The sequence below is a fragment of the Pseudomonas sp. G2-4 genome (genome assembly GCF_030064125.1).
In the GTDB taxonomy this organism is placed as follows: Bacteria; Pseudomonadota; Gammaproteobacteria; order Pseudomonadales; family Pseudomonadaceae; genus Aquipseudomonas.
Genome location: NZ_CP125957.1, coordinates 6007462 through 6033360 on the forward strand (window position 1 = coordinate 6007462; position 25899 = coordinate 6033360).

Sequence of the window (25899 nt, forward strand, 5' to 3'; positions counted from 1 at the left end):
GATAAAAAAACCGGCGATCACTCGCCGGTTCCAGTCACTGCAACAACAGCCTCAATGCCCGCCCAGGTACGCGTTGCGCACCTCTTCGTTGACGAGCAACTCCTTGCCGGTGCCGGTCAGGCGGATTTCGCCGTTGACCATCACATAGGCCCGGTCCGACAGCCTGAGAGCGTGGTTGGCATTCTGCTCGACCAGGAAGATGGTCATCCCGGTGGACGCCAGCTCACGCAGGGTTGAGAAGATCTGTTTCACCACGATCGGCGCCAACCCCAGGCTCGGCTCATCAAGCAGCAACAACTTCGGCCGGCTCATCAACGCCCGAGCGATGGCGAGCATCTGCTGCTCACCGCCGGACATGGTCATGGCCCGCTGGTTACGTCGCTCCTTGAGCCGCGGGAACAGCTCGAACATGCGCTGCATGTCTTCACCGGCGTGCTTGTCACCGATGGGGATGGTGCCCATTAGCAGGTTTTCCTCAACGGTCATGTCCGGGAATACCCGCCGCCCTTCCGGCGACTGCGCGATGCCATGGGACGCGATGTAATGGGACGATTTGTGGGTGATGTCCACGCCCTGGTAAATGATCTGTCCGCTCGCGGCTCGCGGCTGGCCGAAAATCGACATCAGCAGCGTGGATTTGCCGGCACCGTTGGAGCCGATCAGGCTCACGGTCTCGCCTTCGCCAATGTGCAGCGAGACTTTCTTCAAGGCCTGGATCGGCCCGTAGAACACGTCCAGCTCCTTGAGTTCGAGGATAGGTCCACTCATACCAGCTCCTCTTCGTCGGCACCCAGGTAAGCCGCGATCACTTTCGGATCGTTGCGAATCGCCTCAGGACCGCCTTCGGCGATCACAGTGCCGTGGTCCAGCACCACGATGTGGTCGGAAATGCTCATTACCATGCCCATGTCGTGTTCGATCAGCACCACGGTCAGATCGTGCTCGTCGCGCAGCAGCCGGATCATCGCGCTCAGCGCTTCGGTTTCTTGAGGATTGAGGCCAGCGGCCGGTTCGTCGAGGCAGATGATCTGCGGACGGGTGCACATGGCCCGGGCAATTTCCAGGCGCCGTTGCTGGCCGTAGGAAAGCTCGCCCGCGAGGCGGTTGGCGCAATCCACCAGGTCCACCACTTCCAGCCAATAGAAGGCATGATCCAGGGCATCGCTTTCGGCCTGGCGGTAGCCCTTGGTGTTGAGGATGCCCGCTAGCAGGCTGCGGTTGACCCACATGTGCTGGGCCACCAGCAGGTTTTCCAGCACCGACATTTCCTTGAACAGGCGGATGTTCTGGAAGGTCCGCGCCAAGCCGGCACGGTTCACCAGGTGAGTGCCGCCGAACATCTTGTAGTACATGCGGCTGCAGAAGGATGTTGGTGACACGAAGTCAGTCGGGCGAAACGCTTCGCCCAACAACTTGATGACATCGGTCCGTTCGCCGCGCACGTTGAGTTCGATCTTGCCGCCCGTGGCCTTGTAGAACCCGGTCAGGCAGTTGAATACCGTGGTCTTGCCCGCACCGTTGGGGCCGATCAGGGCGAAGATCGAGTTACGTTTGACTTGCAGGCTGACGTCGTTGAGGGCCTTGATCCCACCGAATTGCATCATCAGGTTTTCGACCTGGAGTACGACTTCGCTCATGGCGCTACTCCTTTACGCGGCGTCACACCGGTACGGCTGATGCGAATCAGGCCGCGGGGGCGCCAGATCATCATCAACACCATCAGTATGCCGAACAGCAGCACCCGGTATTCCGCGAAGCCGCGCAGCAGTTCCGGCGCCACGGTCAGCACGAAGGCCGCAATCACCACGCCGATGGTCGAGCCCATGCCGCCCAGCACCACGATGGCGAGGATCAGGGCCGATTCGAAGAAGGTGAACGATGTCGGATTGACGAAGCCCTGGTAGGTGGCGAAGAACACACCGGCCAGGCCGGCCGTCGAGGCCCCGATGGTGAACGCCGAGAGCTTGACCAACACGTGGTTCAGGCCCATCGAGCGACAGGCGATTTCATCTTCGCGCAAGGCTTCCCAGGCGCGACCGACCGGCATGCGGGTCAGGCGATGCTTGATGTACAACACGCCCAGCACGACAAGGAACAACACTGCGTAGATGAAGTAGTACTTCACGTCCGGGTTGTAGGTGAGGCCGAAAAACTCATGGAAGGGTATGCCGCCGTCCTTCGCTCTTTTACCGAACTCAAGGCCAAAGAAGGTGGGCAACGGCGCCGCCATGCCATTCGGGCCGCCCGTCAAGGACAGCCAGTTATTGAGGACCAGCCGGATGATTTCACCGAAACCCAGGGTCACGATTGCCAGGTAGTCACCGTGCAGGCGCAGCACCGGGAACCCGAGGATGCAGCCCGCCAGCCCCGCCGTGATCGCGGCCAATGGCAGCACCGTCCAGAAACCCAGCCCCAGGTATTGATAACCGAGTGCCAACCCATAGGCGCCAATGGCGTAGAACGCCACATAACCGAGGTCAAGCAGGCCCGCCAGCCCCACCACGATGTTCAACCCCAGGCCCAGCAAGACATAGATCAACCCGAGGATGACCACGCCCAGAAGGTAGGAGTTGGAGAAAAACGGGAATACCACGGCAACGACAATCAGCACCGGGATGATCCAGCGCAACCGGGTCTTGTAATCAGGCGGCAGTACATGGACTCCCGAGCCGGTGCTTTCAAAACCCTCAAGGATTTTCAGGCCCTTGGGACTTTGCAGGAACAGGCTCAGGGCAAAGCGGCCAGCCATGACAATGGCGACAATCCACGCCACGCGGGTCGGTTGCAGGTTGAAGCCGTAGCCGTCCAGGACCACGCCGACAATCGGGCCGAACACAATCAGGGCGACAAGGCCGGCGAGAATCGCATCAACCAGGCTTCTTTTGATATCAATGGTTTTTTTAGTGGTTGAAGACATCGCTTACACCTTCGACACAAGAGGACGGCCAAGCAGGCCTTGGGGCCGAAAGACCAGAACGAGAACGAGCAGCGAGAAGCTGAAGACGTCTTTGTAATCCGAGTTCACGAGGCCGGAGAACAGCGACTCGGAGATCCCCAGGATGATCCCGCCAAGCATCGCTCCAGGCAGTGAGCCGATCCCGCCAAGTACCGCTGCGGTGAATGCCTTGATCCCAATGATGAAACCGGCATAGAAGTCGAACGTTCCGTAGTTCATGGTGATCAGCACGCCGGCCAGGGCCGCCATCGCTGCACCGATGATGAAGACGTAGGAAATCACCCGGTCGGTGTTGATCCCCAGGATCGAGGCCATCTTGCGGTCTTGCTGGGTAGCCCGGCACATACGGCCAAGCTTGGTGTACTTGATGACGTAGGTCAGCAGCGCCATGCCGGCAAACGCAGCAATCAGGATGAAGATCTTGGTGTAGGTGAGCTGGACGAATCCCGTGCCGACTTCGACACGCAAGGCCCCCGTCAGCAAGGTTGGAACGCCTTGTTGCTTCGCGCCCTGGGCGATCTGTGCATAGTTTTGCAGGATCAGCGAAATACCGATGGCGCTGATCAGCGGTGCCAGCCGGGTGGAGTTACGCAGGGGTTTGTAGGCGACGCGCTCGATGACCCAGCCATACACCGCCGTGACAATGATGGTGAAGACCAGCGTGCCAAGCATCAGCAGAGGGAAGGATTCAATACCGAAGTATGCCAGCAGAGCCAGACTGATCGCCGCGAGGTACGCAGAAATCATGTAAACCTCGCCGTGGGCGAAGTTGATCATGCCGATGATGCCATAGACCATTGTGTAGCCGATGGCGATCAGGCCATAGACCGACCCGAGGGTCAGGCCGTTGACCAGTTGCTGCAGGAAAATACCATCCATAACGCAATCTCACGCAGTGAGAACCTGCACACCCTTGAGTGTGCGGTTCTTCTAAGGAAAATACAGATTTACGTCGGAGCAATGTCAGTCAGAACACTACATCCCTTGTGGAAGCTGGCCTGCCAGCGATAGCGGACAGACATTCAACAAAGATGTCGCCTGTCAGTCCGCCATCGCGAGCAAGCTCGCTCCCACATGGGATCGGGGGATCTAGCCGATCGCGTTTATTTCTGTTTTTCCAACTGGTGGTATTTACCTTCCTTGTCCCACTCGTAAACCACGTAGTCGGAGACTTTCAGGTCGCCCTTGGCGTCCCACTCTTTCTTGCCCATTACGGTCTGGACCGAGTTGGCCTTGAGCCACTTGGCCGCGGCTTCGCCATCGTTTTTCTTGGCACCGTTGAAGGCCGCCGCGAGAGTCTGGACCGAAGCGTAGGCATACAGGGTGTAGCCTTCCGGCTCAGTACCTTTAGCGCGGAACGCGTCCACTACAGCCTTGCTGTCTGGCAGCAGGCGTGGGTCGGCACCGAAGGTCATCAGCACGCCGTCGACAAACTGCGGGCCGCCAGCGGTGGTGACCAGCTCATCGGTCACGATGCCGTCATCGGACATGAACTTGACGTCTTTCAGGCCTTGCTCACGCAGTTGACGAACCAGGGGACCGGCTTCCGGATGCAGGCCGCCGAAGTAGACGACGTCGGCGCCGGCGCCGCGGATCTTGGTGACAATGGTGCTGAAGTCTTTCTCACCACGGGTCAGGCCTTCATACAGCACGGGCTTCACGCCACGCTTCTCGAGCTGGGCTTTGGTTGCATCCGCCAGGCCCTGACCGTAGGTATCCTTGTCGTGCAGCACGACGACTTTTTTACCCTTGAGCACGTCAACGATGTAGTCGCCGGCGACGATGCCTTGCTGGTCGTCACGACCGCACATACGGAACATGGCACTCAAGCCGCGCTCGGTCACAGCAGGGTTGGTCGAGCCCGGGGTGATTGCAATGATGCCTGCTTCGTCGTAGATCTCGGAGGCCGGGATGGTCGACGAGGAGCAGAAGTGACCGACAACGCCCGCCACTTTCTGGTTGGTCAGGTCCTTGGCCACCGTAACAGCCTGTTTCGGTTCACAGGCGTCATCGCCTTTGACCAGCAGGATTTTTTCCCCGTTCACGCCGCCCTTGGCATTGATCTCGTCTGCCGCGGCCTGTGCACCCTTCATGTACTGCTCGCCGAATGCCGCGTTGGCGCCTGTCATGGGACCCGCTACGCCGATCTTGATGTCGGCCTGAGCAAACGCAGAAACACCCAACGCAGCAGCCACTGCGAGGGCCAGAAAGCCTTTCTTGTAAAACGTCTGGGACATGAGGTGGTGCTCCAAGGTTTTTTTTAGTTGGCACTGCGACTTCACTTTCACGCAGAAGCTAAGAGCAAGGGCCGTGCCATCGGTTTTTTATTCTGAGAAAAGTCGCTGCTTTATTGTTAATTCGACTGTTTCGGGCCCTTTTTCATAGGGCGTGCAACCGTCTAAACCGCGCGAGGTACAACCTTTTTGTAGAACAGGTACAACCCTCAACGAGCCATCATTGCAACCGTCGTGCGAAACGGCGTGCAACCATGCTGTAACAACCTACGCTACCTAACTGCACACTCCCGGTGCGCGACTGCTACAACCCGCACCATAACAGGCTAGCCGCTATGCCGGAAAACGCTGGCCCCGGTAACATTTACCAACACTCAAATGACGATCCGCAGGCACTGGCCCGCGTGATACAGCGAAAAGCCCGCTTCATACAAGCAACTTCGCACCCCCGCCCCGACCAGTGGCTGCATCGGAGCAAAGGGGATCGGCAGCGCCTTGGCGTCACCGCGGCACAGGTAGTCGGCGAAGGCCTTGCCCACCACCGTACCGGTGGTCACGCCCCGGCCGTTGTAACCCGTCACCGCCACCAGACCGGGGGCCGGCTCGAACAGGCGCATCAGATGATCAGGCGTAAAGGCGATGCAACCGGTCCAGGTACATTCCCACTCCACCGGCTTGAGGTAGGGGAAATAGTGCTGCTGCACCCGATCGGCCCAAGCCTTGAGGAACCAGGTTGGCTTACGGTTGCCGTTGCCCAGGCTGCCCAGCAATAAACGGCCGTCCTTGTCCCGACGGATGCTGCTCAACACCTGGCGGGTGTCCCACGAACCTTGCCCACCCGGCAGAATGCGCCGCGCCGCCTCGTCGGTCAGCGGGGCGGAGGCGACTTGGTAGTAGTAGCCAGGAAAGAAGTTGCGTCGCAGCTCGGTCCAGTCACCCTCGGTGTAGGCATTGGAGGCGATCACCACCTGCTCGGCCAGTACCGAACCCTGGGCGGTCTGCACCGACCAACGCTGGCCCTGGCGCTCCAGGCGTGTCACCGGTGAATGGTCGAACAGTTGCCCCCCCAGATCCTGCGCGGCCTTGGCCAACCCGCTGGTGTAGGCCATCGGATTGAGCGTTCCGGCACGCCGATCGAGCAACGCCGCGGCGATTTTCGAGGTACCGGTGGCCTCGACGCAGGCCTGGCCGGTGAGCAACTCCACCGGGGCGCCTCGGCGTTTCCATTGTTCTTCGCGACTGCGCAGGTCCGCCTCGCCCCTGGCGTTATGGGCCATGTGCAAGGTGCCTTCGCGGCGCAACTGACAATCAATGTTGTATTTGTCGACGAGACTGAACACCAAGGCCGGCGCGGCGCCCAGCATGCGGTTGAGCTGGCTGCCCACCGCCTCGCCAAAGCCAGCCTCGATGTCGTCCGGCGGGATCCACAGGCCGGCGTTGACCAGGCCGACGTTGCGGCCCGATCCCCCGTGCCCGGCCCGATGCGCTTCCAACACGGCAACCCGCTTGCCTTGTTCCAGCAAGTGCACCGCCGCCGACAGGCCGGTGAAGCCTGCGCCGATCACGCAGACATCGACGGTGACTTCCCCTGCGAGCGCAGTATTTTCAGGCCTTTGCGGCGTCAGACTTTCCCACAGACATTCTTCGCGTAACGGCATTGCAGACTCCGGAAATGAAACCCAACCATCACACTATTTAATGTGGGAGCGAGCTTGCTCGCGATAGCGGTTCTCCAGTCACTGCCCTGTTGAATGTTCCGCCGTCATCGCGAGCAAGCTCGCTCCCACAAGGGATCTTCACGAATCGAAAATCCGACCCAAGCGACCTCAGTCGAAGGTAATCCCCTGCGCCAACGGCAACTCCAGGGAGTAGTTCACGGTGTTGGTCTGGCGGCGCATGTAGCCGCGCCAGGCGTCGGAGCCGGATTCGCGACCACCGCCGGTTTCTTTCTCGCCACCGAACGCGCCGCCGATTTCCGCGCCGCTCGGGCCGATATTGACGTTGGCGATGCCGCAGTCGCTGCCCACCGCCGACATGAACTGCTCGGCTTCACGCACGTCGGTGGTGAAGATGCAGGACGACAGGCCCTGGGGTACCGAGTTGTTCAGGTGCAGGGCTTCGCTGAAGTCCTTGTAGCCAACCACGTAGAGAATCGGAGCAAAGGTTTCGTGGCGCACGACGTCGCTCTGCTCTGGCATCTCGACGATGGCCGGCGAGACGTAATAGGCATTCGGGAACTGATCTTCGAGCTGGCGCTTGCCGCCGAACACTCGCCCGCCTTCGCTCAGGGCCTGCTCCAAGGCATCCTGCATGTTGTCGAAGCTGTGTTTATCGATCAACGGCCCGACCAGGTTGCCTTCCAGCGGATGGCCGATGCGCACTTTCGAATAGGCGGCCTTGAGGCGGGTGACGATCTCTTCCTTCACCGATTCATGGGCGATCAGGCGGCGCAGGGTGGTGCAACGCTGGCCGGCGGTGCCGACGGCGCTGAACAGGATGGCGCGCACGGCCATGTCCAGATCGGCGCTAGGGGCCAGGATCATCGCGTTGTTGCCGCCCAGTTCCAGAATGCTGCGGGCAAAGCGCGCAGCGACTTTCGGCGCCACTTCGCGGCCCATGCGGGTGCTGCCGGTGGCGCTGATCAATGCCACACGCGGGTCATCCACCAACGCTTCACCGGCATCACGACCGCCAATGATGACTTGGCTCAGGTACGGAGGCGCATCGCTGAAATTCTTCAGCACGCGTTCGAACAGCGCCTGGCAAGCCAGGGCGGTGAGTGGAGTTTTTTCCGAGGGTTTCCAGATCACCGCGTTGCCGCATACCAGGGCCAGCGTGGTGTTCCAGGCCCAGACCGCCACGGGGAAGTTGAAGGCACTGATCACCCCGACCACGCCCAGCGGATGCCAGGACTCACGCATGTGGTGGCCCGGACGCTCGGAGGCGATGGTCAGGCCGTACAGCTGGCGGGACAAGCCGACGGCGAAATCGCAGATGTCGATCATCTCTTGCACTTCACCCAGGCCTTCCTGGGTGATCTTGCCGGCTTCCCACGACACCAGTTCGCCGAGATCGGCTTTGTACTCGCGCAACAGGTCGCCGAACTGACGTACCAGTTCGCCGCGACGCGGGGCCGGTACGTTACGCCACAGGTCGAAGGCGTGTTCGGCACGGCTGACCTGCTGCTCGACCTCGGCGGCACCTTCCCAGTTCACGGCACCGATGCGGCTGCCATCAATGGGTGAGTGCACCGGCTCAGTGCCGTTCTGGTACAGGGCCGGGCTGACGCCCAGACGATCAAGCAATGCAGCAACCATGGGGAATTTCCTCAAGCAAAAGACAAAGGATTGGCAACCGGACGATCACGGCTGATCAGGCCTGTAGTTGTAGCTGGCCTGAGTCTTGTCAACAAACGACCTTTAAGCGAGATATCATTCCGTTTATTCATGCTGCCCATGACCGGTTAAGCAGAGCGACAAGAAATAGGGCCTCATCATGCTCAATAAACGCTATTTGCCGTCGATCACGGCGCTGCAGTGCTTCGAGGCGGTGACCCGTCACCTGAGCTTCACCCGCGCCGCCGAAGAGCTGAACCTGACCCAGAGCGCGGTCAGCAAACAGGTCGCGCAACTGGAGGAACTACTGCAGCACCTGCTATTTCGGCGCGTGCGCCGACGCTTGCAGCTGACACCAGCGGGGGATTTGTACTTGGGAGAGGTCCGAAAGATCCTTACGCAGGTGGAAATGTCCACCCACTACCTGCGCTCCTACGGTGGCGACACCGAGGTCCTACGGGTCTCCACACCTCCGACCTTCGGGGCGCGCTGGCTGGTTCCACGGTTGAAGGGCTGGCGCCTGCGGCATCCGACGATTCATCTGGACCTGTGCAGTGAACAGGAGGCCGACGACTTGCTGCAAGGGCGCAGCGACCTGGCGTTCTACTTCGGCCAAGGCTCGCGGGCCGGCACCGAGTCCCTGAAGCTGTTCGGCGAAGAACTGGTGCCGGTGTGCGCCCCGGGCAGCCTGCCGGACCAGCCCTTCACCGAGCCGACGCAACTGGCCGACCTGGTGTTGCTGCAGAACGCGTCGCGCCCCCAAGCCTGGCACGACTGGTTCGCCAGCCAGGGCTACCACACCGAACACAGCTACCACGGGCCGCGCTTCGAAACCTTCTACATGTGCATCCGCGCCGCCCAGGTCGGCTGCGGCGTGGCCCTGTTGCCACGGTTTCTGGTGGAGGAAGAACTGGCCGATGGCAAGCTGGTCATCCCCTGGCAGCATGCAATGCCGAGCACCGACGCTTACTACCTGGCCTACCCCGAACACTCGGCGGAAGTGCCCAAGGTGCGGCTTTTTGTGGAGTGGATGCTGGGGCAGATCGAGAGCCCTGATACGCCGCAGTAGCAGTAGCCAGCACCAAACCCTGTGGCGAGGGAGCTTGCTCCCGCTGGGGCGCGAAGCGGCCCTGTTTCTAGGCGGGCGCTGCGCACCCGAGCGGGAGCAAGCTCCCTCGCCACAAAGGCCTGTGAACACTAAAAAATCACTGGCAATACCCACCCAGGTTATGCGCCACTACCCTCTTCACCTAAAACCGCCGCACCCCGCCGCCCACCCAGCGGCTTGCCTGGAGATTCCCGTTATGAGCGAGAGTGTGTTTGCCGATCGTATCGTGCAGAACCTGCTCGACACCGACTTCTATAAACTGACGATGATGCAGGCGGTGCTGCACAACTACCCCAACGTCGAAGTCGAATGGGAATTTCGCTGCCGCAACAGCGAGGACCTGCGGCCGTATCTGGCGGAGATCCGCTTTCAGATCGAACGCCTGGCGGAGTTGAACCTGAGCGCCGACCAGTTGGGGTTCCTGGAGCGCATCAGCTTTCTCAAGCCGGACTTCCTGCGCTTTCTGGGCCTTTTCCGCTTCAACCTGCGCTACGTTCACACTGGCATCGACAACGGCGAGCTGTTCATCCGCCTGCGCGGGCCGTGGCTGCATGTGATTCTGTTCGAAGTGCCGTTGCTGGCCATTGTCAGCGAAGTGCGCAATCGCTATCGCTACCGTGAAATTGTCTTGGAACAGGCGCGGGAACAGTTGTATCGCAAGTTCGACTGGCTGAGCGCCAACGCCAGCGCCGATGAATTGTCCGAACTGCAGGTAGCGGACTTCGGCACCCGTCGGCGGTTTTCCTACCGGGTCCAGGAAGAAGTGGTGAACGTGCTCAAGCACGACTTCCCCGGGCGTTTTGTCGGCACCAGCAATGTCCACCTGTCCCGGGAGCTGGACATGAAGCCCTTGGGCACCATGGCCCATGAATGGATCATGGCCCACCAGCAACTGGGCCCACGGCTGATTGACAGCCAGATCGCCGCCCTCGACTGCTGGGTGCGCGAGTACCGGGGCCTGCTAGGGATCGCGCTGACCGACTGCATTACCATGGACGCTTTCCTGAAGGACTTCGATCTGTTCTTCGCCAAGCTGTTCGACGGTTTGCGCCATGACTCCGGTGACCCGATCATCTGGGCCGAAAAAGCCATCGCTCACTATCACAAGCTCGGGATCGACCCGATGAGCAAGACCCTGGTCTTCTCCGACAGCCTGACTTTGCCCAAATGCCTGGAGATTTTTCGGGCCTTGCGTGGTCGCATTAATGTCAGCTTCGGTATTGGCACCAACCTGACGTGTGACATTCCGGGTGTAGAGCCCATGAGCATCGTGCTTAAAATGATCAGCTGTGACGGGCAACCCGTGGCCAAGATTTCAGACGAGCCCGGCAAGACCCATTGCAAGGACCCGAATTTCGTCGCCTACATGCGACACGTGTTCCAAGTACCTGCCGCCCTTTCTGACACATCAAGCAAGGAGTGAATTCATGCAAGCCGTACAGCGTGAGATTGCTGAACAGCTCAAGGTCCAGCCACCGTTCGCCGATGACGCCGCCCTCAAGGCCGACATCGCCCGCCGGGTGAGCTTTATTCAGGATTGCCTGGTCAACTCCGGGCTCAAGACCCTCGTACTGGGCATCAGTGGCGGGGTCGACTCGTTGACCGCCGGCCTCCTGGCCCAGCGCGCCATGCGCGAGCTACGGGAGAAAACCGGTAACGCGGCCTACAAGTTCATCGCCGTGCGCTTACCGTACGAAACCCAGTTCGACGAACATGACGCACAAGCCAGTGTGGACTTCATCGAACCGGACGAGCGCCATACCGTCAACATCGGCCCGGCGGTCAAGGCACTGGCCAACGAGGTCCTGGCGTTCGAAGGCAAGGCGCCGGGCATGCGGGATTTCGTGGTGGGCAATACCAAGGCGCGGATGCGCATGGTGGCGCAGTACACCATCGCGGGCGCCGAGCAGGGCCTGGTGATCGGCACCGATCACGCGGCCGAAGCCGTGATGGGTTTCTTCACCAAGTTCGGTGACGGCGCCTGCGACCTGGCCCCGCTGAGCGGCCTGGTGAAAAGCCAGGTCCGCGCCATCGCCCGGGATTTCGGCGCGCCGGAATCACTGGTGGAAAAAGTCCCCACCGCCGACCTCGAAGACCTGTCCCCCGGCAAACCCGACGAAGCCGCCCACGGCGTGACCTACGGCGAGATCGATGCCTTCCTGCACGGCAAGACGATCCGCGAAGAAGCAGCCCGAATCATCTGCGACACCTACCGCAAGACCGAGCACAAGCGGGTGATGCCGTACGCCCCGTGATGGGCAAATCCCTGTGGGAGCTTGCTCGCGATAACGGTGTGTCAGCCAGCGTCAATGTTGGCTGATCCGACGCCATCGCGAGCAAGCTCGCTCCCACAGGGGAAACGCGGTCCCACCCAAACCAGGTCGGCTATAAGGCCGCCTCGCGATGGACGTTGATTTCTGCGCCCCGTTAACCACGCTGGCCGAACGCAGGCATTGCGCAGTGGGCAACCCGGCATGGATGCCGGGTTAGCCGCGCTGGGCCATGGATGGTCCTTCGCGGCGGGCCCACGGAGCAATGCCTGCGTTCGGGCATGCCGAGCCTAGGCGAGGCACCAAGTGGTGGGGCAAAAGCGTTTTGCTTACTTTTGCGCTTCTCAAAAGTGAGCCGCCGTCAGGGCGGAACCATAAGTCGCCGTTACCGCAGAAACGGATATACACACGACTTAAAAACTCACCAATAAAGACGAGCCCAAAAAAACGGCGCGTTTCATCTCGGAAAAGCGCCGTTTTCTTAAGTAAATTGTGCCCTGAAGTTGCTTATTTCAGAGTCACAGTACCTTTCATCATCGAGATGTGCCCCGGGAACGAACAGAAGAAACCGTATTTCTGCGCCGCGTCGAGCTTCGACACATCAAAGGTCACCGAGTCAGTCTCCTTGGCCCCGATGAGCTTGGTGTGAGCAATGATGCGGGCATCCCCTTCTTTCAGATAGTCCTTGTCGATACCAGCGCCCACGCCATCAGTGGCGATCGCCTGCATATCCGCCTCTTTACTCAGCACCCAGTTATGGCCCATGACATTTTTTGGCAGGCTGCCCGAATGAGTCAGTTCAACGGTGAAGGTCTTGCAGCTCTTGTCGATCTCGATGGCCTTGGTGTTAAAGGACATCTGGTCGGTCGAGTCGATCGTGGTCTTGCACTCCGCTGCCATCAGTTGGCTGCTGGCCAGCGTTAACAGGGATACTGCAACAAGTTTGGCAAACATCGTGAATCTCCAAGGCATGGTTAACAAAATTCCTTCAAAGGGGAAGACTGCCTGAATTCGAGGCAAGTTCCTATGACCTGAATCAAAGATTGTATACAACTTAAGGCTATCAGCCTGATGAACACAATCAACCAGCCAGACGTATGACTCCCCCTCTATGATCGCTCCCATCACCTCTCTGGAGCGCCCATCATGAACATCAACAGCCTGCTATGCAGCTTGCTCGCCGCCTATGCCTGCGGCGCCAGTGGCACCTACGAAAAACCACGGCGCGAGGTTTAAGTGCTTTGCGCAACCCAGGCCAGGCTTTACTCTGAACCGGTCAATGACCACGGAGTAGAGCATGTCCATCGCGTCTGTTTGTGTATTTTGCGGCGCCAGCACCGGCACGAACCCAGCCTATCGTGAAGCGGCACAGGCCTTGGGACGAGCGTTGGCGGAGCGAAAGCTGACCCTGGTCTATGGCGGTGGAGCCGTGGGCCTGATGGGCATCGTCGCCGATGCGGCCCTGGCGGCTGGCGGCGAGGTCATTGGCATCATCCCGCAAAGCCTGAAAGACAAGGAAATCGGCCACAGCGGCCTGACCCGCCTGGAGGTGGTGGACGGCATGCACGCCCGTAAAGCGCGCATGGCCGAACTCAGCGATGCCTTCATCGCCCTGCCCGGCGGCCTCGGCACGCTGGAAGAACTGTTCGAAGTCTGGACCTGGGGCCAGCTCGGCTACCACGGTAAACCGCTGGGATTGCTGGAAGTGAACGGGTTCTACAGCAAACTCACCGGTTTTCTCGATCATATCGTCGACGAAGGCTTCGTCCGCGCGCCGCATCGTGACATGCTGCAAGTGAGCGACGCACCGCATAACCTGCTCGATGCGCTGGACGAATGGCAACCGTCGGTGCAGCCAAAGTGGGCCGAACAAAAACCCAGCTAACCGCTCGACCCCGATACAGGGCAGAATACGCGCCGCTCAACCTCACCTTCGACCCCAGAGGATCGCCCATGGCTAAACCCAATTATTCCTTCGCCAAACGTCAGAGAGACTTGGCCAAGGAGCAGAAGAAAGAGGAAAAACTTCAGCGCAAGAAAGCGACAGCTGAAGAGGAAGCCGCAGCACTGAACCCGGATACCGAAGGCGAAGTCGCGGCAAAAGATGATGTTGATGCACCGAAAGATCAGGCACCCGACGCCTGAGCCCCTCCGGGCCCGATGATGTAATCCGGCCCCACGGTTTGTGTCCAGGGCCGGCAGCCTAGCTGCCGGCCCTCACAACCCTAGCGCCTTGATAATCGAATCGCGATAACCTGTTGGCAGATTGCCCGGCAACCGCCCCGGTTCGAACAGCCCGATTTCCTTGTGTTCATGACTGATCATCGGCACGAAACCGCCCAGTAATTGGCAGCGGTAAGTGGAGATGAAGACGTGCTTGCCGGGAATGACCTCGAACAAGTACGAATCCAGCGGCTCCCCCACGCTTACCTCAACAGCCAGTTCCTCGTCGATCTCCCGCGCCAGGCATTGCGGCGCCGTTTCGCCCAACTCGATCCGCCCGCCAGGCAACTCCCATTCATCCCGTTCGTTGAGCATTAGCACGACCAGGCCTTCGGGGGATTGCAGCACGCCTTTGATAGATACAGGGAACATAACGGATCTCGCGGTTGATGAGTGCCCTTGTGGCGAGGGAGCTTGCTCCCGCTGGACTGCGCAGCAGGCCCATTTTTGTGAGCGCTTCGCACTCAAGCGGGAGCAAGCTCCCTCGCCACAGGGTATTCGCCCAGAAAGCGGGTCATGACTCCAGCGGCATCACCGTCACCCGCACCTCGGGATCATGACTCCCGCCCCCCAGGATCACTCCCCGCAACGGCGACACATCGGAAAAATCCCGGCCCCAGGCCAGGGTGATGTGTTCCAGGGCGGGTTGCACGTTGTTGGTCGGGTCGAAGTCCACCCAACCCAGCACCGGGCAATACACCGAAATCCAGGCGTGGGAGGCATCGGCACCGATCAGCCGTGGCTGGCCGGGCGGCGGCTGGGTCAGCAGATAGCCACTGACGTAGCGCGCCGCCAGCCCGCGGGAGCGCACGCATGCCAGCATCAGGTGGGCAAAATCCTGGCACACACCCCGCCGCCGTTCCAACACCTCCACCAGCGGCGTCGCCACGTGAGTCGCTTCGGCATCGAAGGTGAACTCATCGAAGATCTTTTCCATCAGCGCCCGAACGCAGAGCATCAATGGACGCCCCGGCGGAAAGCAACTTTCGGAAAACTCGACAAAGCTCCGCTTAAGGTGCACATAAGGCGACTCGAAGCGGTAGCGGCACGCCTCCAGCAGCGGCGCAGCCAGCGGCCGGCCGCTGTAGGTCAGCGCGTGACAGGTCGACTCCCAGGCTGGGGACAGGTTGAAATCCAGCTGCGGGCGGGCCAGCACCTCGACGCTCAGACGAGCGTTGACCAACAACTCGTCATGGGGCCGTTCGAAGGCCAGGCGGGTCAGCGGATTGCCAAACACATCCAGCTCATCGCGACGGGTGGTCGGCTCCGGGCTGATCAACAACATCTGCTCGGTGCAACGCTGCCAGTCACAGGGTCGCGGCCACAGGTGGGCAAGCTGCTGGGCCAGGGATACTGGGCTGTCGTAGTGATAATGGGTGTCGTGGAGGATCTGGTAACGAGCGTTCATCAGACGGACACCGTGCGCTGGCTGACATCATCGACATGGGCAAAATGCCGCAAGGCCAGCCGATCGGAAACCTGGCCGCTGACGTCAGCCACTTCCTGCAACAGATCGGCCAAGCCGTCGAGCGCGGCGCGCAGACTGGCTTCGCCGAACAGTGGATTTTCCAGGCAGCGCAGGTCAAAGCGCGAAAGACGCGCCACCAGTTCTGGCAAGGCCGTTTCCCTGGGCGCGCCAAAATCGTCGTTCAGACGCTTGAGGGTGCGGGCGACCAGCTTCAACTGGAAGAGCACGGCATGGGGGTTTTGTTCGTCCAGCAGCAACAGGTCGAGCACCGGGATCAACTGGGCCACCGCCAGGTAACGCGAACGGTAGGTGATACTGCTGTTGCCCAGTTCCAGAAGCCACTCCAGCCCAGCCTGATCGAACACCGCCTCGCCCCGCAGGAACGCGGCCAGGCTGCTGCTGAGAAACTGCAAACGCTCCAAGCGCCGCCCCATCATCAAAAAGCGCCAGCCTTCGTCGCGGGTCATGTCGTCCAGGGCGAATCCGGACAGTGCCGCCAGGGACATCACCAAGCGGTTGAGGAAGTCCAGCAGCTCGCCGAAGTCCGGCTCCTCGGTTTCCAGCTCCATGGCTTCGCGCTGCAGTTCCACCAGCGCCTGCCAGTTTTCCCGGGAGAGCTTTCCGCGAACCTGCGAGGCCGCCCACTGCAAGCGCTGCAGGTTGGAGCGTAGGCTGAACGACCAGTCATCCCCCAGCAACGCCGCCTGCAGACGCTCCGGCAATTCGCCCTCTTCGGGCAGCAGCATCAGGCTTTCGCCCAGGGACACCGCCGATTCCAGAGCCTGCGGATCGTCGCCATCGACATAACGCGCCAGCATAATCCGCAGCAACCGTGCACTGTCATCGCAACGTTCGCAGTAGCGGCCAAACCAGAACAGGTTTTCCACCACCCGCGAAGGCAGGTACGGATCACGCCGAACCAGATCGTGGACACCCACGGTTCGTTGGGCCTTCCATTGTTCACTGCCAGGCGCCTGCTCCCCCAGCACCCAAGTGTCCTTGCTGGCGCCACCGCGTTGCATCGACACCACTTCGGCGTCGGCCTCGGCGGCCACGCGTGTCAGGCCACCCGGCAGCACCCGGTAATCGTCCTCCCCGGACACGGCATACACACGCATGCCAATGGCCCGGGGTTGAAGTTGACCGTCTTCGGCCTGCCAGACCGGAGCCTGGGACAGTTGCGCCAACTCCTGGGCGACATAGGCATAGGGCCGCGCCTGCATGCGCGCCGCCAACTGGCCGCGCTGTTCCTCGTTCAGGTCGCGACCGAATACCGGGCTGAAGCTTTGAGAAGGAAACGCCGGCTTGATCAACAAGTGAGGCAATTTTTCCAGGGCCTGGGCCAGCACCGGCGGCTCGCCGCACCACCAGGTGGCAATGGACGGCAGCATCAGTTCCTCGCCGAACAAATACTGGTTGATCTTCGGCAGGAACCCCAGCAGCCCCGGGGATTCCAGCACGCCGCTGCCCAGGGCATTGGCCACCAGCACCCGCCCCTGGCGCACCGCCTCCAGCAGCCCAGGCACGCCCAGGGCCGAATCGGTGCGCAGTTCCAGTGGGTCGCAGAAATCGTCGTCGAGCCGACGCATGATCGCGTGGACCCGGCGCAGTCCGCTGAGGGTCTTGAGGTAAACCGTGGCGTCCCGAACGGTGAGGTCGCCCCCTTCCACCAGCGGATAACCCAGCTGGCGCGCCAGGTAAAGATGTTCGAAATAGCTTTCGTTGAAGCGCCCCGGCGTCAGCAGTACCACCAGCGGCGGCTCCCCCTCGCTGGGGGCCTGCCGCGCGAGGGTTTCCTGCAAGGTGCGGAAAAAACCGGACAGGTGCTGCACCTTCAGGTCGCGATACAGGTCGGGAAAAGCGCGGGACACGATCATGCGATTTTCCAACGCATAACCGGCCCCCGAAGGCGCCTGGGTCCGATCCGCCGTGACCCACCAGCGACCATCGGGCGTACGGGCCAGGTCCACGGCATACAAATGCAGGAAAATGCCGTCCGGCGGGGCGATGCCCTGGCACGGCCAGAGAAAATTGTTGTGCCCAAACACCAGCTCCGCCGGCAACAGCCCTTCGCTGATCAGCCGCTGCGGCCCATACAGGTCGGCCAGCACCGCATTGAGCAGCCGCGCACGCTGAGCGATCCCGGCCGACAGCTGCTTCCATTCCTGCGCATCGATCACATGGGGCAGCAGGTCCAGTTCCCACGGCCGATCCGCGCCCTTGGGATCCGCGTAGACGTTATAGGTGACGCCGTTTTCCTGGATCTGCCGGGCCAGCAGCGCCTGACGCTGGATCAGATGGGCCGACGTACTGCGCTGCAACTGATCGAACAACCGCCGCCAGTGCGGACGCACCGCGCCGCTGTCGTCCAACAGTTCGTGATAGGTGCCCGTCGTCAGCGGGTAACGGTCAAGCAGGTCAGGCATGGAAAGCTCGGCAGACGGCAATAAAAGGTGAGACTAGCGCAGCGCGTGACGCCCGGATAGCTGAGTTTGGAGCGGAACATCACGACTGTGGCGAGGGAGCTTGCTCCCGCTAGGCTGCGCAACAGCCCCACGGCAGCCGACTCCATTTGCCTGACGCACCGGGTCGTCAGGTTTCAGGGCCGCTTCGCAGCCCAGCGGGAGCAAGCTCCCTCGCCACGGGGGTTCTCTTACACCTTGGGGGCCCCTTGAAAACGTCGCAGGTCGAGCGTGAGGGGAAACTCGTCGTCCATCGCCAGGCTGGGGATCGGAAGTTTCCCAGGCGTGTGTCCCAGACGGAAGAAACGCGCCATCCGCCGGCTCTCGGCCTCGTTCGCATTCACCGGCAGGCTGTCGTAGTTGCGTCCGCCCGGATGGGCCACGTGATACTGGCAACCGCCCACGGAACGTTGCATCCAGGTGTCGAGCAAGTCGAAGACCAGCGGCGCATGCACCGGGATGGTCGGTTGCAGGCAGTTGGCCGGTTGCCAGGCGCGAAAACGCACCCCGGCGACGAACTCACCGACCCGTCCGGTGGGCTGCAAAGGCACGGGCACGCCATTGCACGTCAGCAGGTAGCGTTGCGGTGCCAGGCCACTGAGCTTGACCTGCAAACGCTCCAGGGAGGAGTCCACATAACGCACGGTGCCGCCCACTGCGCCCTCTTCCCCCAGCACATGCCAGGGTTCGAGGGCCTGGCGCAGTTGCAGCTCGATGCCGTTGACCGCGTAGTCGCCCACCTTGGGGAAACGGAACTCCAGGTGCGCGGCGAACCAGTCGGCCTGCAACGGGTAGCCGGCGACGTTCAGCTCATGGATGACGTCGGCAAAATCCTGCTCGATAAAGTGCGGTAACAGGAAGCGGTCATGCAGCTCGGTGCCCCAGCGCGCCAGCTTCGCCGGTGCATAGGGTTCACGCCAGAACCGCGCCACCAGCGCCCGCAGCAATAACTGCTGGGCCAGGCTCATGCGGGCGTGGGGTGGCATCTCGAAAGCACGCAACTCCAACAGGCCGAGGCGTCCGGTGGCACCGTCCGGTGAATAGAGCTTGTCGATGCAGAATTCGGCGCGGTGGGTGTTGCCGGTCACGTCGATCAACAAGTTGCGCAACAGCCGATCAACCAGCCAGGGCGGGCATTCCTCACCCGACAGGGGCATTTGCGCGAAGGCGATTTCCAGCTCGTACAACGCGTCGTTGCGCGCCTCATCCACCCGTGGTGCCTGGGAGGTCGGGCCGATGAACAATCCGGAAAACAGGTAAGACAACGACGGGTGGTTATGCCAGTAACTGATCAGGCTGCGCAGCAGATCGGGACGCCGCAGAAACGGTGAGTCAGCCGGTGTCGCGCCACCCAGTACGAAATGGTTACCGCCACCGGTACCAGTGTGCCGGCCATCGATCATGAATTTTTCGGTGGTCAGGCGGGTCTGTCGCGCCTCTTCGTAAAGAAACTCCGTGCGCTCGACCAACTCATCCCAGGTCGCCGAGGGTTGCACGTTGACCTCGATCACACCCGGGTCGGGGGTGATGCGGAAATTGCCCAGGCGCGGATCGCTCGGCGGCTCATAGCCCTCCAGCAGCACCGGACACTGCAACGCCTCGGCCGTCGCCTCGATGGCGCTGACCAGTTCCAAGTAATCTTCGACCCGCTCCAACGGCGGCATGAACAGGTACAACCGGCCTTCGCGGGCCTCGGCACAGAATGCAGTGCGGGTCAGCCAGTCGGCGGACTTGTCGATCTCTGGAACACGATCCTGCTCGGCCGCCGCCTCGCCGTGCCGCGCCAGCTGTTCCGTGTCGGGCAGCTCGGGCAAATCCTGGTTCGGGTCGGTGGGGTGGATGAACGGGTACTCGGCCGCCGTCACCCAAGGTTGGGACGCCAGTGGCAAGCGATAACCCAGGGGCGAATCCCCCGGCACCAGTCGACAGTGGTTGTCCCGCAGGTACCAGCGACCGCTTTGCCATTGATCACCTTTGGCGGTGCGGGCCAGCGGCAGGACCTGACCGATCACCTTGTCCAAGCCCTGGTTGAAGACCTTGCGCAACCGGGCCCGCTCCAAGGCGTCTTCCAGGCGTGGATCCTGAGCCGTGACGTTCGACGGCAACGCGCCTTCACGCCAGAGGTAATAGAAGTTGTCTTCGTAGGCGGGAAAAATGAACCGCGCCGGAATGTTCAAGCGCTCGGCGACGCTGCTCAGAAACCGCCCAGCCAGCTCGCCGTCGGCGCCGTAGTCTTGCTGCTCGTCGGCGATCAACGCGCTGTTGTGCCAGATCGGCACCCCGTCTCGCCGCCAGTAGCAGTTGAGGGACCAGCGTGGCAACTGCTCGCCCGGGTACCACTTGCCCTGGCCGAAATGCACCAGCCCCTTGGGCGCATAGTGATTGCGCATGCGCTGGAACAGCTCGGCGGAGAGCCGGCGCTTGTCCGGCCCGAGCGCCGCGGTATTCCACTCGGCGCCGTCCGGGTCATCGATGGACACGAAGGTCGGTTCGCCGCCCATGGTCAGGCGCACGTCCCCCTCCAGCAGGTCCGCATCGATCTGGTGACCCAGCGCCTGGATCGCCAGCCATTGTTCTTCGGTGTAGGGCTTGGTGACACGCGGCGCTTCCCAGATCCGCTCCACGGACATTTCGTGGCTGAACTCACACTCGCAAGGCTCCACCAAGCCACTGATGGGTGCCGCCGAGGACGGATCAGGACTGCAGGCCAATGGGATGTGTCCTTCGCCGGCGAACAACCCGGACGTCGCATCCAGGCCGATCCAGCCGGCACCGGGCAGGTAGACCTCGCACCAGGCGTGCAGGTCAGTGAAATCCACTTCTGTACCGGACGGGCCGTCGAGGCTTTTCACATCGGCGGTCAACTGGATCAGGTAACCGGAAACAAACCGCGCGGCCAGCCCCAGGTTGCGCAATAACTGCACCAGCAGCCAGGCTGAGTCGCGGCAGGAACCGGACGCATGCTCCAGAGTGTGCTCCGGGGTTTGGACGCCTGGCTCCATGCGGATCAGGTAGTTGATGTCTTCGCTCAGGCGCTGGTTGAGCGCCACCAGAAAATCCACCGCCGGCAGCGGCGTGCGGTCAATACCGTCCAGATAAGCCTGGAACCTTGGCGTCAGCGGCAAGGTTTCCAGGTAAGGCGCCAACTCCTTGCGCTCATCGGCCGCGTAGACGAACGGGATTTTTTCGGCATAGGGTTCGAGGAAGAAATCGAACGGATTGAACACCGCCATTTCCGCCAACAGATCGACTTCGATTCGCAGTTCCCTGGTTTTCTCGGGAAAGACCAATCGCGCCAGGTAATTGCCTTGGGGATCCTGCTGCCAGTTGATGAAGTGCTGGTCCGGCGAGACCTTCAGCGCATACGAAAGAATCCGCGTGCGGCTGTGGGCGGCCGGGCGCAGGCGAACAATCTGCGGGCCGAGTTCGACGGCGCGGTCGTAGCGGTAATGCGTGACGTGGTGCAATGCGACATGGATCGACACGACGTGCCTCCTGCGAGCCTGGGCGTTAGTGAAAGCGGCGCAAGACTTATGCCATGCAGGCAGGTCGGACACTTTCTTTGTCTACTCAAGGCAGTAGAGCACTAAAACCGCGCGATGCTCGCATTCAGGTGCAACGGGGCGCACATAAATGTGGCGGGCGTGGTAGCGAATCGACTCAGCGGCGCGTGCGCGAGGTCTTGGCCGCTTGGATGATGAGCTCACGTTGGCGGCGGATTTCTACCAGTTTGCTGCGCATTTCACGATGGCGCTTACTATTGAGCAACAACAACCCCAACAGCGGCAGCAGCACAGCGAACAGGTAGACGCCTTGATGCGGGCCGTAGGCAAACATCGGCAACACCGCTGCCAGGCATGCCAGGAAATAACCCGCCACCCACCAAACCGCCCAGGCGCGCCCGCGAGCAATCATGAGGTTGCCCAAGACCAGCACGAGCACCAGGGCCAGGGTGCCGAGGCCAACATAGTCGACCCTGACGGAAGGCTCGAGGGCACGCCAATACGTAGTCCCAGCCAAGACCAGCAGCGTCGAGCCTGAAAAGCAACCCAGTAGAATGGTGCCCATGAACACCGGAAAATATCGAGCAAGAAAGCTCTTCAGTGAGCCTCCACCGATCATTCTGTGAACTCCTCGTACAGCCCGACGGCAACGGTTTTCACATGGCCGCCCCCTGTGTAGCTGCCGATGACGCCCAAGGCGCCGCCCAAAGAATCTTTAATTTGAGTCAGCGTAGCGTGCCTGATTTCAGCCGACGAATAACGCTTGGGCAGGGCCCCCGCGCGTTGCTGCAGCTTGAGTAACTTTGCGGTCAGGCTCGGGTCCTTCAGCGTCAGCAGCTCTTTGGTCAACTTGCTTCGCTCCTGCCGGCTCAACCCTTTGAGTAGCTGATACCAGCTTTTTCCGGTGCCTGCGGCTTTGTTGGCCTTGAGCAGACGGACAGTCGTCAGGGCTGAACCGCCGACACCCACCAGGGAAACCGCGTCAAGAATCGGGGAAACTATGTTGTACCAGTCAGCGTCGTTCATCTCATCATTGCCAGTCGGATTGGTCAGCTCATTCGCCACCCGCATTCCGCCAATGACGCATTGCGCGGTACTGGCCGTCGCGGCAGCAGCTCCCAGGGCAACGACAAAAGCACTTGCCCCCGCCGTAAAGGGCACAGCCACACTTCCACTGAACACCACCACCCAACCAATCACCGCAGCGACACAGGACAAGCCGGCATTGGTTGTTTCAAGCCCCAGCTTGGACTCCCGTGGACTGCTTTTTACCTGATCGATGAACTGTTGTGGCGCGATGTATGTTTTCGCTTCCCGCAGAATCACGCGCTTGGGGGCGATGCTGCAGATCGGCTTGAATTCCCGCAGGGTCACCACGTTGTATTCGGCATCGATATACACCACGCCCGCGCCGGCGATGCCAGGATCGGCGTCGATGGCAGCAAACAGCCGTGGCAGGTTGACCTGGCTTTCAATGCGCTGGCGGGCCATGTACTGGGAGAAGGTGAAGTCCATGCCGATGGCCGGTGCAGGGGTGCTCATTCGAATCGTCCTTGAGGATCGGAGAGGGCAAACTTTATTGCTGTGCCGCTGAATACCATCATTGTGGCGAGGGAGCTTGCTCCCGCTGGGCTGCGCAGCAGTCCCAAATCAATCGACGCACTCTTCCAGGCAGACCGCATCAGCCGGTTTTACGACGGCTTCGCCGTCGAGCGGGAGCAAGCTCCCTCGCCACAAGGGCAGCGCCCGGCTTTATTGCACTGAACTGGCGCGTATCGCGGCGGCCACGATAGCAAATGGGCAGCACCGCCGCTAGAAAGCAAAACGCCAGCACTGAGGCTGGCGTTTTACATCGTAGATTGACCCGTTAGCGCGGCACGACAGGCTTGCGCGCCGGTTTCGGTCCTTTGCCCTTGGCGGCGTCCTTGCGTTCCTTGGCAGCTTGCTGGTTGCGGGCGAATGCCGCGGCCTTGGCTTGCTCGCGCTTGTCCCACGGATTGCCACCATCGCTGGCGCGCGGTGGCAGGCCGGTGTGCTGGGTCAGGATCTTGGTGGTTTCCTTGGCCACTTTGTGGCTGCCGGCCGGCGTCGAGTTCTTGCGACGGGCGCTCTGGTAGCTGTCGGTGGCCGGCTGGTGCAGCGGGATCAATTGGTTCTTGCCCGGCCCGATCAAGTCGGCGCGGCCCATGCGAGTCAGCGCTTCACGCAGCATCGGCCAGCCTTTCGGGTCGTGATAACGCAGGAAGGCCTTGTGCAGCCGGCGCTGCTCCTCGCTCTTGACGATGGTCACCGCGTCGCTCTTGTAGGTGACCTTGCGCAGCGGGTTCTTGCCCGAGTGGTACATGGCGGTGGCCGTGGCCATCGGCGATGGATAGAACGCCTGCACCTGGTCGGCACGGAAACCGTTGCCCTTGAGCCACAGTGCCAGGTTCATCATGTCTTCGTCGGTGGTGCCCGGGTGAGCGGCAATGAAGTACGGAATCAGGTACTGCTCTTTCCCGGCTTCCTTGGTGTACTTCTCGAACATCCGCTTGAATTTGTCATAGCTGCCGATGCCCGGCTTCATCATCTGGTTGAGCGGGCCTTCTTCTGTGTGCTCCGGGGCGATCTTCAGGTAACCACCAACGTGGTGGGTCACCAGCTCCTTGACGTATTCCGGCGACTCGACTGCCAGGTCGTAACGCAGGCCGGAGGCGATCAGGATCTTCTTCACCCCAGGCAATGCCCGGGCGCTGCGATACAGCTGGATCAGCGAAGAATGGTCGGTGTTCAGATTCGGGCAGATGCCTGGGAACACGCAGGATGGCTTGCGGCACGCGGATTCGATTTCCGGGCTCTTGCAGGCGATGCGGTACATGTTCGCGGTCGGGCCGCCGAGGTCGGAAATGACGCCAGTGAATCCCGGGACCTTGTCGCGGATTTCTTCGATCTCGCGAATGATCGATTCTTCGGAGCGGTTCTGGATGATCCGGCCTTCGTGCTCGGTGATCGAACAGAACGTGCAGCCACCAAAACAGCCACGCATGATGTTCACCGAGAAACGGATCATCTCGTAGGCCGGGATCTTTTCCTTGCCGTAGGCTGGGTGCGGAACACGTGCGTAAGGCATGCCAAACACGTAGTCCATTTCCTCGGTGGTCATCGGAATGGGCGGCGGGTTGAACCAGACATCGACCTCACCATGCTTCTGCACCAAGGCACGGGCGTTGCCCGGATTGGTTTCCAGGTGAAGGACGCGGTTGGCATGAGCGTAAAGCACCGCATCGCCACGCACCTTTTCCACCGACGGCAGACGAATCACGGTCTTGTCGCGGGTCATGCGCGGGCTTGCCAGGATCTGTACGACCTTGGCTTCGCTCGGGTCCTCAACCGGCCCCTTCTCTTGCTCGATGGCGCAGGCCTGAGTGTCCTGGGTGTTCACGTACGGGTTGATGATCTTGTCGATCTTGCCCGGACGGTCGATGCGCGTGGAATCGACTTCGTACCAGCCTTGCGGCGTGTCGCGGCGGATGAACGCCGTGCCGCGCACATCAGTGATGTCTTCGATCTTGTGACCGTAGGAAAGACGTTGGGCGACTTCGACAATCGCCCGTTCGGCGTTGCCGTACAGCAGGATGTCGGCGCAAGCGTCGATCAGGATCGAGTTGCGCACCCGGTCCTGCCAGTAATCGTAATGGGCGATGCGACGCAGGGAAGCTTCGATACCGCCAAGCACGATCGGTACGTTCTTGTAGGCTTCCTTGCAGCGCTGGCTGTAGACCAGGCTCGCACGGTCCGGCCGCTTGCCCGCCATGCCGCCGGGGGTGTAGGCGTCATCGGAGCGAATTTTCTTGTCGGCGGTGTAGCGGTTGATCATCGAGTCCATGTTGCCGGCCGCGACACCGAAGAACAGGTTGGGCTCGCCGAGCTTCATGAAGTCGTCTTTGGACTGCCAGTTCGGTTGGGCGATGATCCCGACGCGAAAGCCCTGGGCCTCCAGCAGTCGGCCGATGATCGCCATGCCGAACGACGGGTGATCGACGTAGGCATCACCGGTCACGATGATGATGTCGCACGAATCCCAGCCGAGCTGATCCATCTCCTCCCTGCTCATGGGCAGGAACGGCGCCGGGCCGAAACATTCGGCCCAGTACTTGGGATAGTCAAATAACGGCTTGGCTGCTTGCATGTCGATGACCGGTATAAAAGATGAAAAATCGCGGGCGCGGAATATAGCACAAAAAATAACCAATTCCGACGGCTATGGTCGGAAATTGGTAGCACACCTTTCGCGAGCAGGCTCGCTCCCACAGAGGAATGCATTCCAAGGCGGGAGCGAGCCTGCTCGCGATGAGGCCGGA

20 protein-coding genes are annotated in these 25899 nt (G+C 61.1%); 5 read left to right on the plus strand and 15 right to left on the minus strand.

Features of this window, described 5'->3' with window-relative positions; all coding sequences use genetic code 11:
- Positions 1-51: 51 nt before the first annotated feature.
- The 7 genes from QNH97_RS26410 to amaB form a co-directional block, all read right to left on the minus strand.
- Complete coding sequence (locus tag QNH97_RS26410) at positions 52-768, minus strand: ABC transporter ATP-binding protein (protein ID WP_283554569.1); 717 nt, start codon at positions 766-768, stop codon at positions 52-54.
- Positions 765-1637, minus strand: a complete 873-nt coding sequence (locus QNH97_RS26415) for an ABC transporter ATP-binding protein (RefSeq protein WP_283554570.1) — start codon at positions 1635-1637, stop codon at positions 765-767. The genes QNH97_RS26410 and QNH97_RS26415 overlap by 4 nt, the downstream gene beginning before the upstream one ends.
- Positions 1634-2917, minus strand: a complete 1284-nt coding sequence (gene livM / locus QNH97_RS26420) for a high-affinity branched-chain amino acid ABC transporter permease LivM (RefSeq protein WP_283554571.1) — start codon at positions 2915-2917, stop codon at positions 1634-1636. The genes QNH97_RS26415 and livM overlap by 4 nt, the downstream gene beginning before the upstream one ends.
- Before the next feature lie 3 nt (positions 2918-2920).
- Positions 2921-3835 (minus strand): ABC transporter permease subunit, encoded by a 915-nt coding sequence (locus QNH97_RS26425; RefSeq protein ID WP_283554572.1) that lies wholly within the window; start codon positions 3833-3835, stop codon positions 2921-2923.
- Between the two features lie 224 nt (positions 3836-4059).
- The gene (locus QNH97_RS26430) at positions 4060-5193 is read right to left on the minus strand and encodes a branched-chain amino acid ABC transporter substrate-binding protein (RefSeq protein WP_283554573.1); all 1134 of its coding nucleotides are present in this window, start codon (positions 5191-5193) and stop codon (positions 4060-4062) included.
- Positions 5194-5564: 371 nt separating this feature from the next.
- Complete coding sequence (gene amaA, locus QNH97_RS26435) at positions 5565-6848, minus strand: L-pipecolate oxidase (RefSeq protein WP_283554574.1); 1284 nt, start codon at positions 6846-6848, stop codon at positions 5565-5567.
- Positions 6849-7016: 168 nt separating this feature from the next.
- Positions 7017-8507, minus strand: a complete 1491-nt coding sequence (amaB, locus tag QNH97_RS26440; RefSeq protein WP_283554575.1) for an L-piperidine-6-carboxylate dehydrogenase — start codon at positions 8505-8507, stop codon at positions 7017-7019.
- Positions 8508-8685: 178 nt separating this feature from the next.
- Between amaB and QNH97_RS26445 the strand changes: the two genes are divergently transcribed.
- From QNH97_RS26445 to nadE, 3 genes are all read left to right on the plus strand, one after another.
- Positions 8686-9594 (plus strand): LysR family transcriptional regulator, encoded by a 909-nt coding sequence (locus QNH97_RS26445; protein ID WP_283554576.1) that lies wholly within the window; start codon positions 8686-8688, stop codon positions 9592-9594.
- 235 nt (positions 9595-9829) lie between these two features.
- Positions 9830-11056 carry a nicotinate phosphoribosyltransferase gene (gene pncB, locus QNH97_RS26450; RefSeq protein ID WP_283554577.1) on the plus strand — a complete coding sequence of 409 codons (1227 nt, stop codon included), beginning with the start codon at positions 9830-9832 and terminating at the stop codon, positions 11054-11056.
- 4 nt (positions 11057-11060) lie between these two features.
- A complete protein-coding gene (gene nadE, locus QNH97_RS26455) occupies positions 11061-11888 on the plus strand; it encodes an NAD(+) synthase (RefSeq protein ID WP_283554578.1) in 828 nt (275 codons plus the stop codon).
- A 522-nt stretch (positions 11889-12410) separates the two neighbouring features.
- Here nadE and azu read toward each other — a convergent pair.
- Complete coding sequence (gene azu / locus QNH97_RS26460; protein WP_283554579.1) at positions 12411-12857, minus strand: azurin; 447 nt, start codon at positions 12855-12857, stop codon at positions 12411-12413.
- 343 nt (positions 12858-13200) lie between these two features.
- On the opposite strand from azu, the gene QNH97_RS26465 reads away from it, so the two are divergent.
- Positions 13201-13788, plus strand: a complete 588-nt coding sequence (locus tag QNH97_RS26465) for a cytokinin riboside 5'-monophosphate phosphoribohydrolase (protein ID WP_283554580.1) — start codon at positions 13201-13203, stop codon at positions 13786-13788.
- Positions 13789-13856: 68 nt separating this feature from the next.
- Entirely contained in the window at positions 13857-14048 is a 192-nt protein-coding gene (locus QNH97_RS26470) for a hypothetical protein (protein WP_283554581.1), read from the plus strand.
- Between the two features lie 72 nt (positions 14049-14120).
- On the opposite strand, the gene QNH97_RS26475 is transcribed toward QNH97_RS26470, so the two are convergent.
- The 7 genes from QNH97_RS26475 to QNH97_RS26505 all read right to left on the minus strand — a co-directional run bounded on the left by QNH97_RS26475 (position 14121) and on the right by QNH97_RS26505 (position 25727).
- On the minus strand, positions 14121-14498 hold the full coding sequence (locus tag QNH97_RS26475; RefSeq protein ID WP_283554582.1) for an NUDIX hydrolase: 378 nt from the start codon (positions 14496-14498) through the stop codon (positions 14121-14123).
- Between the two features lie 142 nt (positions 14499-14640).
- Positions 14641-15534 carry a transglutaminase family protein gene (locus tag QNH97_RS26480; protein WP_283554583.1) on the minus strand — a complete coding sequence of 298 codons (894 nt, stop codon included), beginning with the start codon at positions 15532-15534 and terminating at the stop codon, positions 14641-14643.
- Positions 15534-18020, minus strand: a complete 2487-nt coding sequence (locus QNH97_RS26485; RefSeq protein WP_283554584.1) for a circularly permuted type 2 ATP-grasp protein — start codon at positions 18018-18020, stop codon at positions 15534-15536. The genes QNH97_RS26480 and QNH97_RS26485 overlap by 1 nt, the downstream gene beginning before the upstream one ends.
- 227 nt (positions 18021-18247) lie before the next feature.
- Positions 18248-21541, minus strand: a complete 3294-nt coding sequence (locus QNH97_RS26490; RefSeq protein WP_283554585.1) for a transglutaminase family protein — start codon at positions 21539-21541, stop codon at positions 18248-18250.
- A 175-nt stretch (positions 21542-21716) separates the two neighbouring features.
- Positions 21717-22178: a hypothetical protein gene (locus QNH97_RS26495; protein ID WP_283554586.1), complete on the minus strand. Its 462-nt coding sequence runs from the start codon at positions 22176-22178 to the stop codon at positions 21717-21719.
- Positions 22175-23101, minus strand: coding sequence for an Ssp4 family T6SS effector (gene ssp4 / locus QNH97_RS26500; protein ID WP_283554587.1), 927 nt, complete (start codon positions 23099-23101; stop codon positions 22175-22177). Before ssp4 ends, QNH97_RS26495 begins: the two co-directional genes overlap by 4 nt.
- Positions 23102-23426: 325 nt before the next feature.
- Positions 23427-25727, minus strand: a complete 2301-nt coding sequence (locus tag QNH97_RS26505; protein WP_283554588.1) for a YgiQ family radical SAM protein — start codon at positions 25725-25727, stop codon at positions 23427-23429.
- Between the last annotated feature and the right edge of the window lie 172 nt (positions 25728-25899).

Bases quoted from the DNA above. Each gene is read 5' to 3' on its own strand.
- QNH97_RS26410 (WP_283554569.1), bottom strand. From the start codon at position 768: ATGAGTGGACCTATCCTCGAACTCAAGGAGCTGGACGTGTTCTACGGG.
- QNH97_RS26415 (WP_283554570.1), bottom strand. From the start codon at position 1,637: ATGAGCGAAGTCGTACTCCAGGTCGAAAACCTGATGATGCAATTCGGT.
- livM (WP_283554571.1), bottom strand. From the start codon at position 2,917: ATGTCTTCAACCACTAAAAAAACCATTGATATCAAAAGAAGCCTGGTT.
- QNH97_RS26425 (WP_283554572.1), bottom strand. From the start codon at position 3,835: ATGGATGGTATTTTCCTGCAGCAACTGGTCAACGGCCTGACCCTCGGG.
- QNH97_RS26430 (WP_283554573.1), bottom strand. From the start codon at position 5,193: ATGTCCCAGACGTTTTACAAGAAAGGCTTTCTGGCCCTCGCAGTGGCT.
- amaA (WP_283554574.1), bottom strand. From the start codon at position 6,848: ATGCCGTTACGCGAAGAATGTCTGTGGGAAAGTCTGACGCCGCAAAGG.
- amaB (WP_283554575.1), bottom strand. From the start codon at position 8,507: ATGGTTGCTGCATTGCTTGATCGTCTGGGCGTCAGCCCGGCCCTGTAC.
- QNH97_RS26445 (WP_283554576.1), top strand. From the start codon at position 8,686: ATGCTCAATAAACGCTATTTGCCGTCGATCACGGCGCTGCAGTGCTTC.
- pncB (WP_283554577.1), top strand. From the start codon at position 9,830: ATGAGCGAGAGTGTGTTTGCCGATCGTATCGTGCAGAACCTGCTCGAC.
- nadE (WP_283554578.1), top strand. From the start codon at position 11,061: ATGCAAGCCGTACAGCGTGAGATTGCTGAACAGCTCAAGGTCCAGCCA.
- azu (WP_283554579.1), bottom strand. From the start codon at position 12,857: ATGTTTGCCAAACTTGTTGCAGTATCCCTGTTAACGCTGGCCAGCAGC.
- QNH97_RS26465 (WP_283554580.1), top strand. From the start codon at position 13,201: ATGTCCATCGCGTCTGTTTGTGTATTTTGCGGCGCCAGCACCGGCACG.
- QNH97_RS26470 (WP_283554581.1), top strand. From the start codon at position 13,857: ATGGCTAAACCCAATTATTCCTTCGCCAAACGTCAGAGAGACTTGGCC.
- QNH97_RS26475 (WP_283554582.1), bottom strand. From the start codon at position 14,498: ATGTTCCCTGTATCTATCAAAGGCGTGCTGCAATCCCCCGAAGGCCTG.
- QNH97_RS26480 (WP_283554583.1), bottom strand. From the start codon at position 15,534: ATGAACGCTCGTTACCAGATCCTCCACGACACCCATTATCACTACGAC.
- QNH97_RS26485 (WP_283554584.1), bottom strand. From the start codon at position 18,020: ATGCCTGACCTGCTTGACCGTTACCCGCTGACGACGGGCACCTATCAC.
- QNH97_RS26495 (WP_283554586.1), bottom strand. From the start codon at position 22,178: ATGATCGGTGGAGGCTCACTGAAGAGCTTTCTTGCTCGATATTTTCCG.
- ssp4 (WP_283554587.1), bottom strand. From the start codon at position 23,101: ATGAGCACCCCTGCACCGGCCATCGGCATGGACTTCACCTTCTCCCAG.
- QNH97_RS26505 (WP_283554588.1), bottom strand. From the start codon at position 25,727: ATGCAAGCAGCCAAGCCGTTATTTGACTATCCCAAGTACTGGGCCGAA.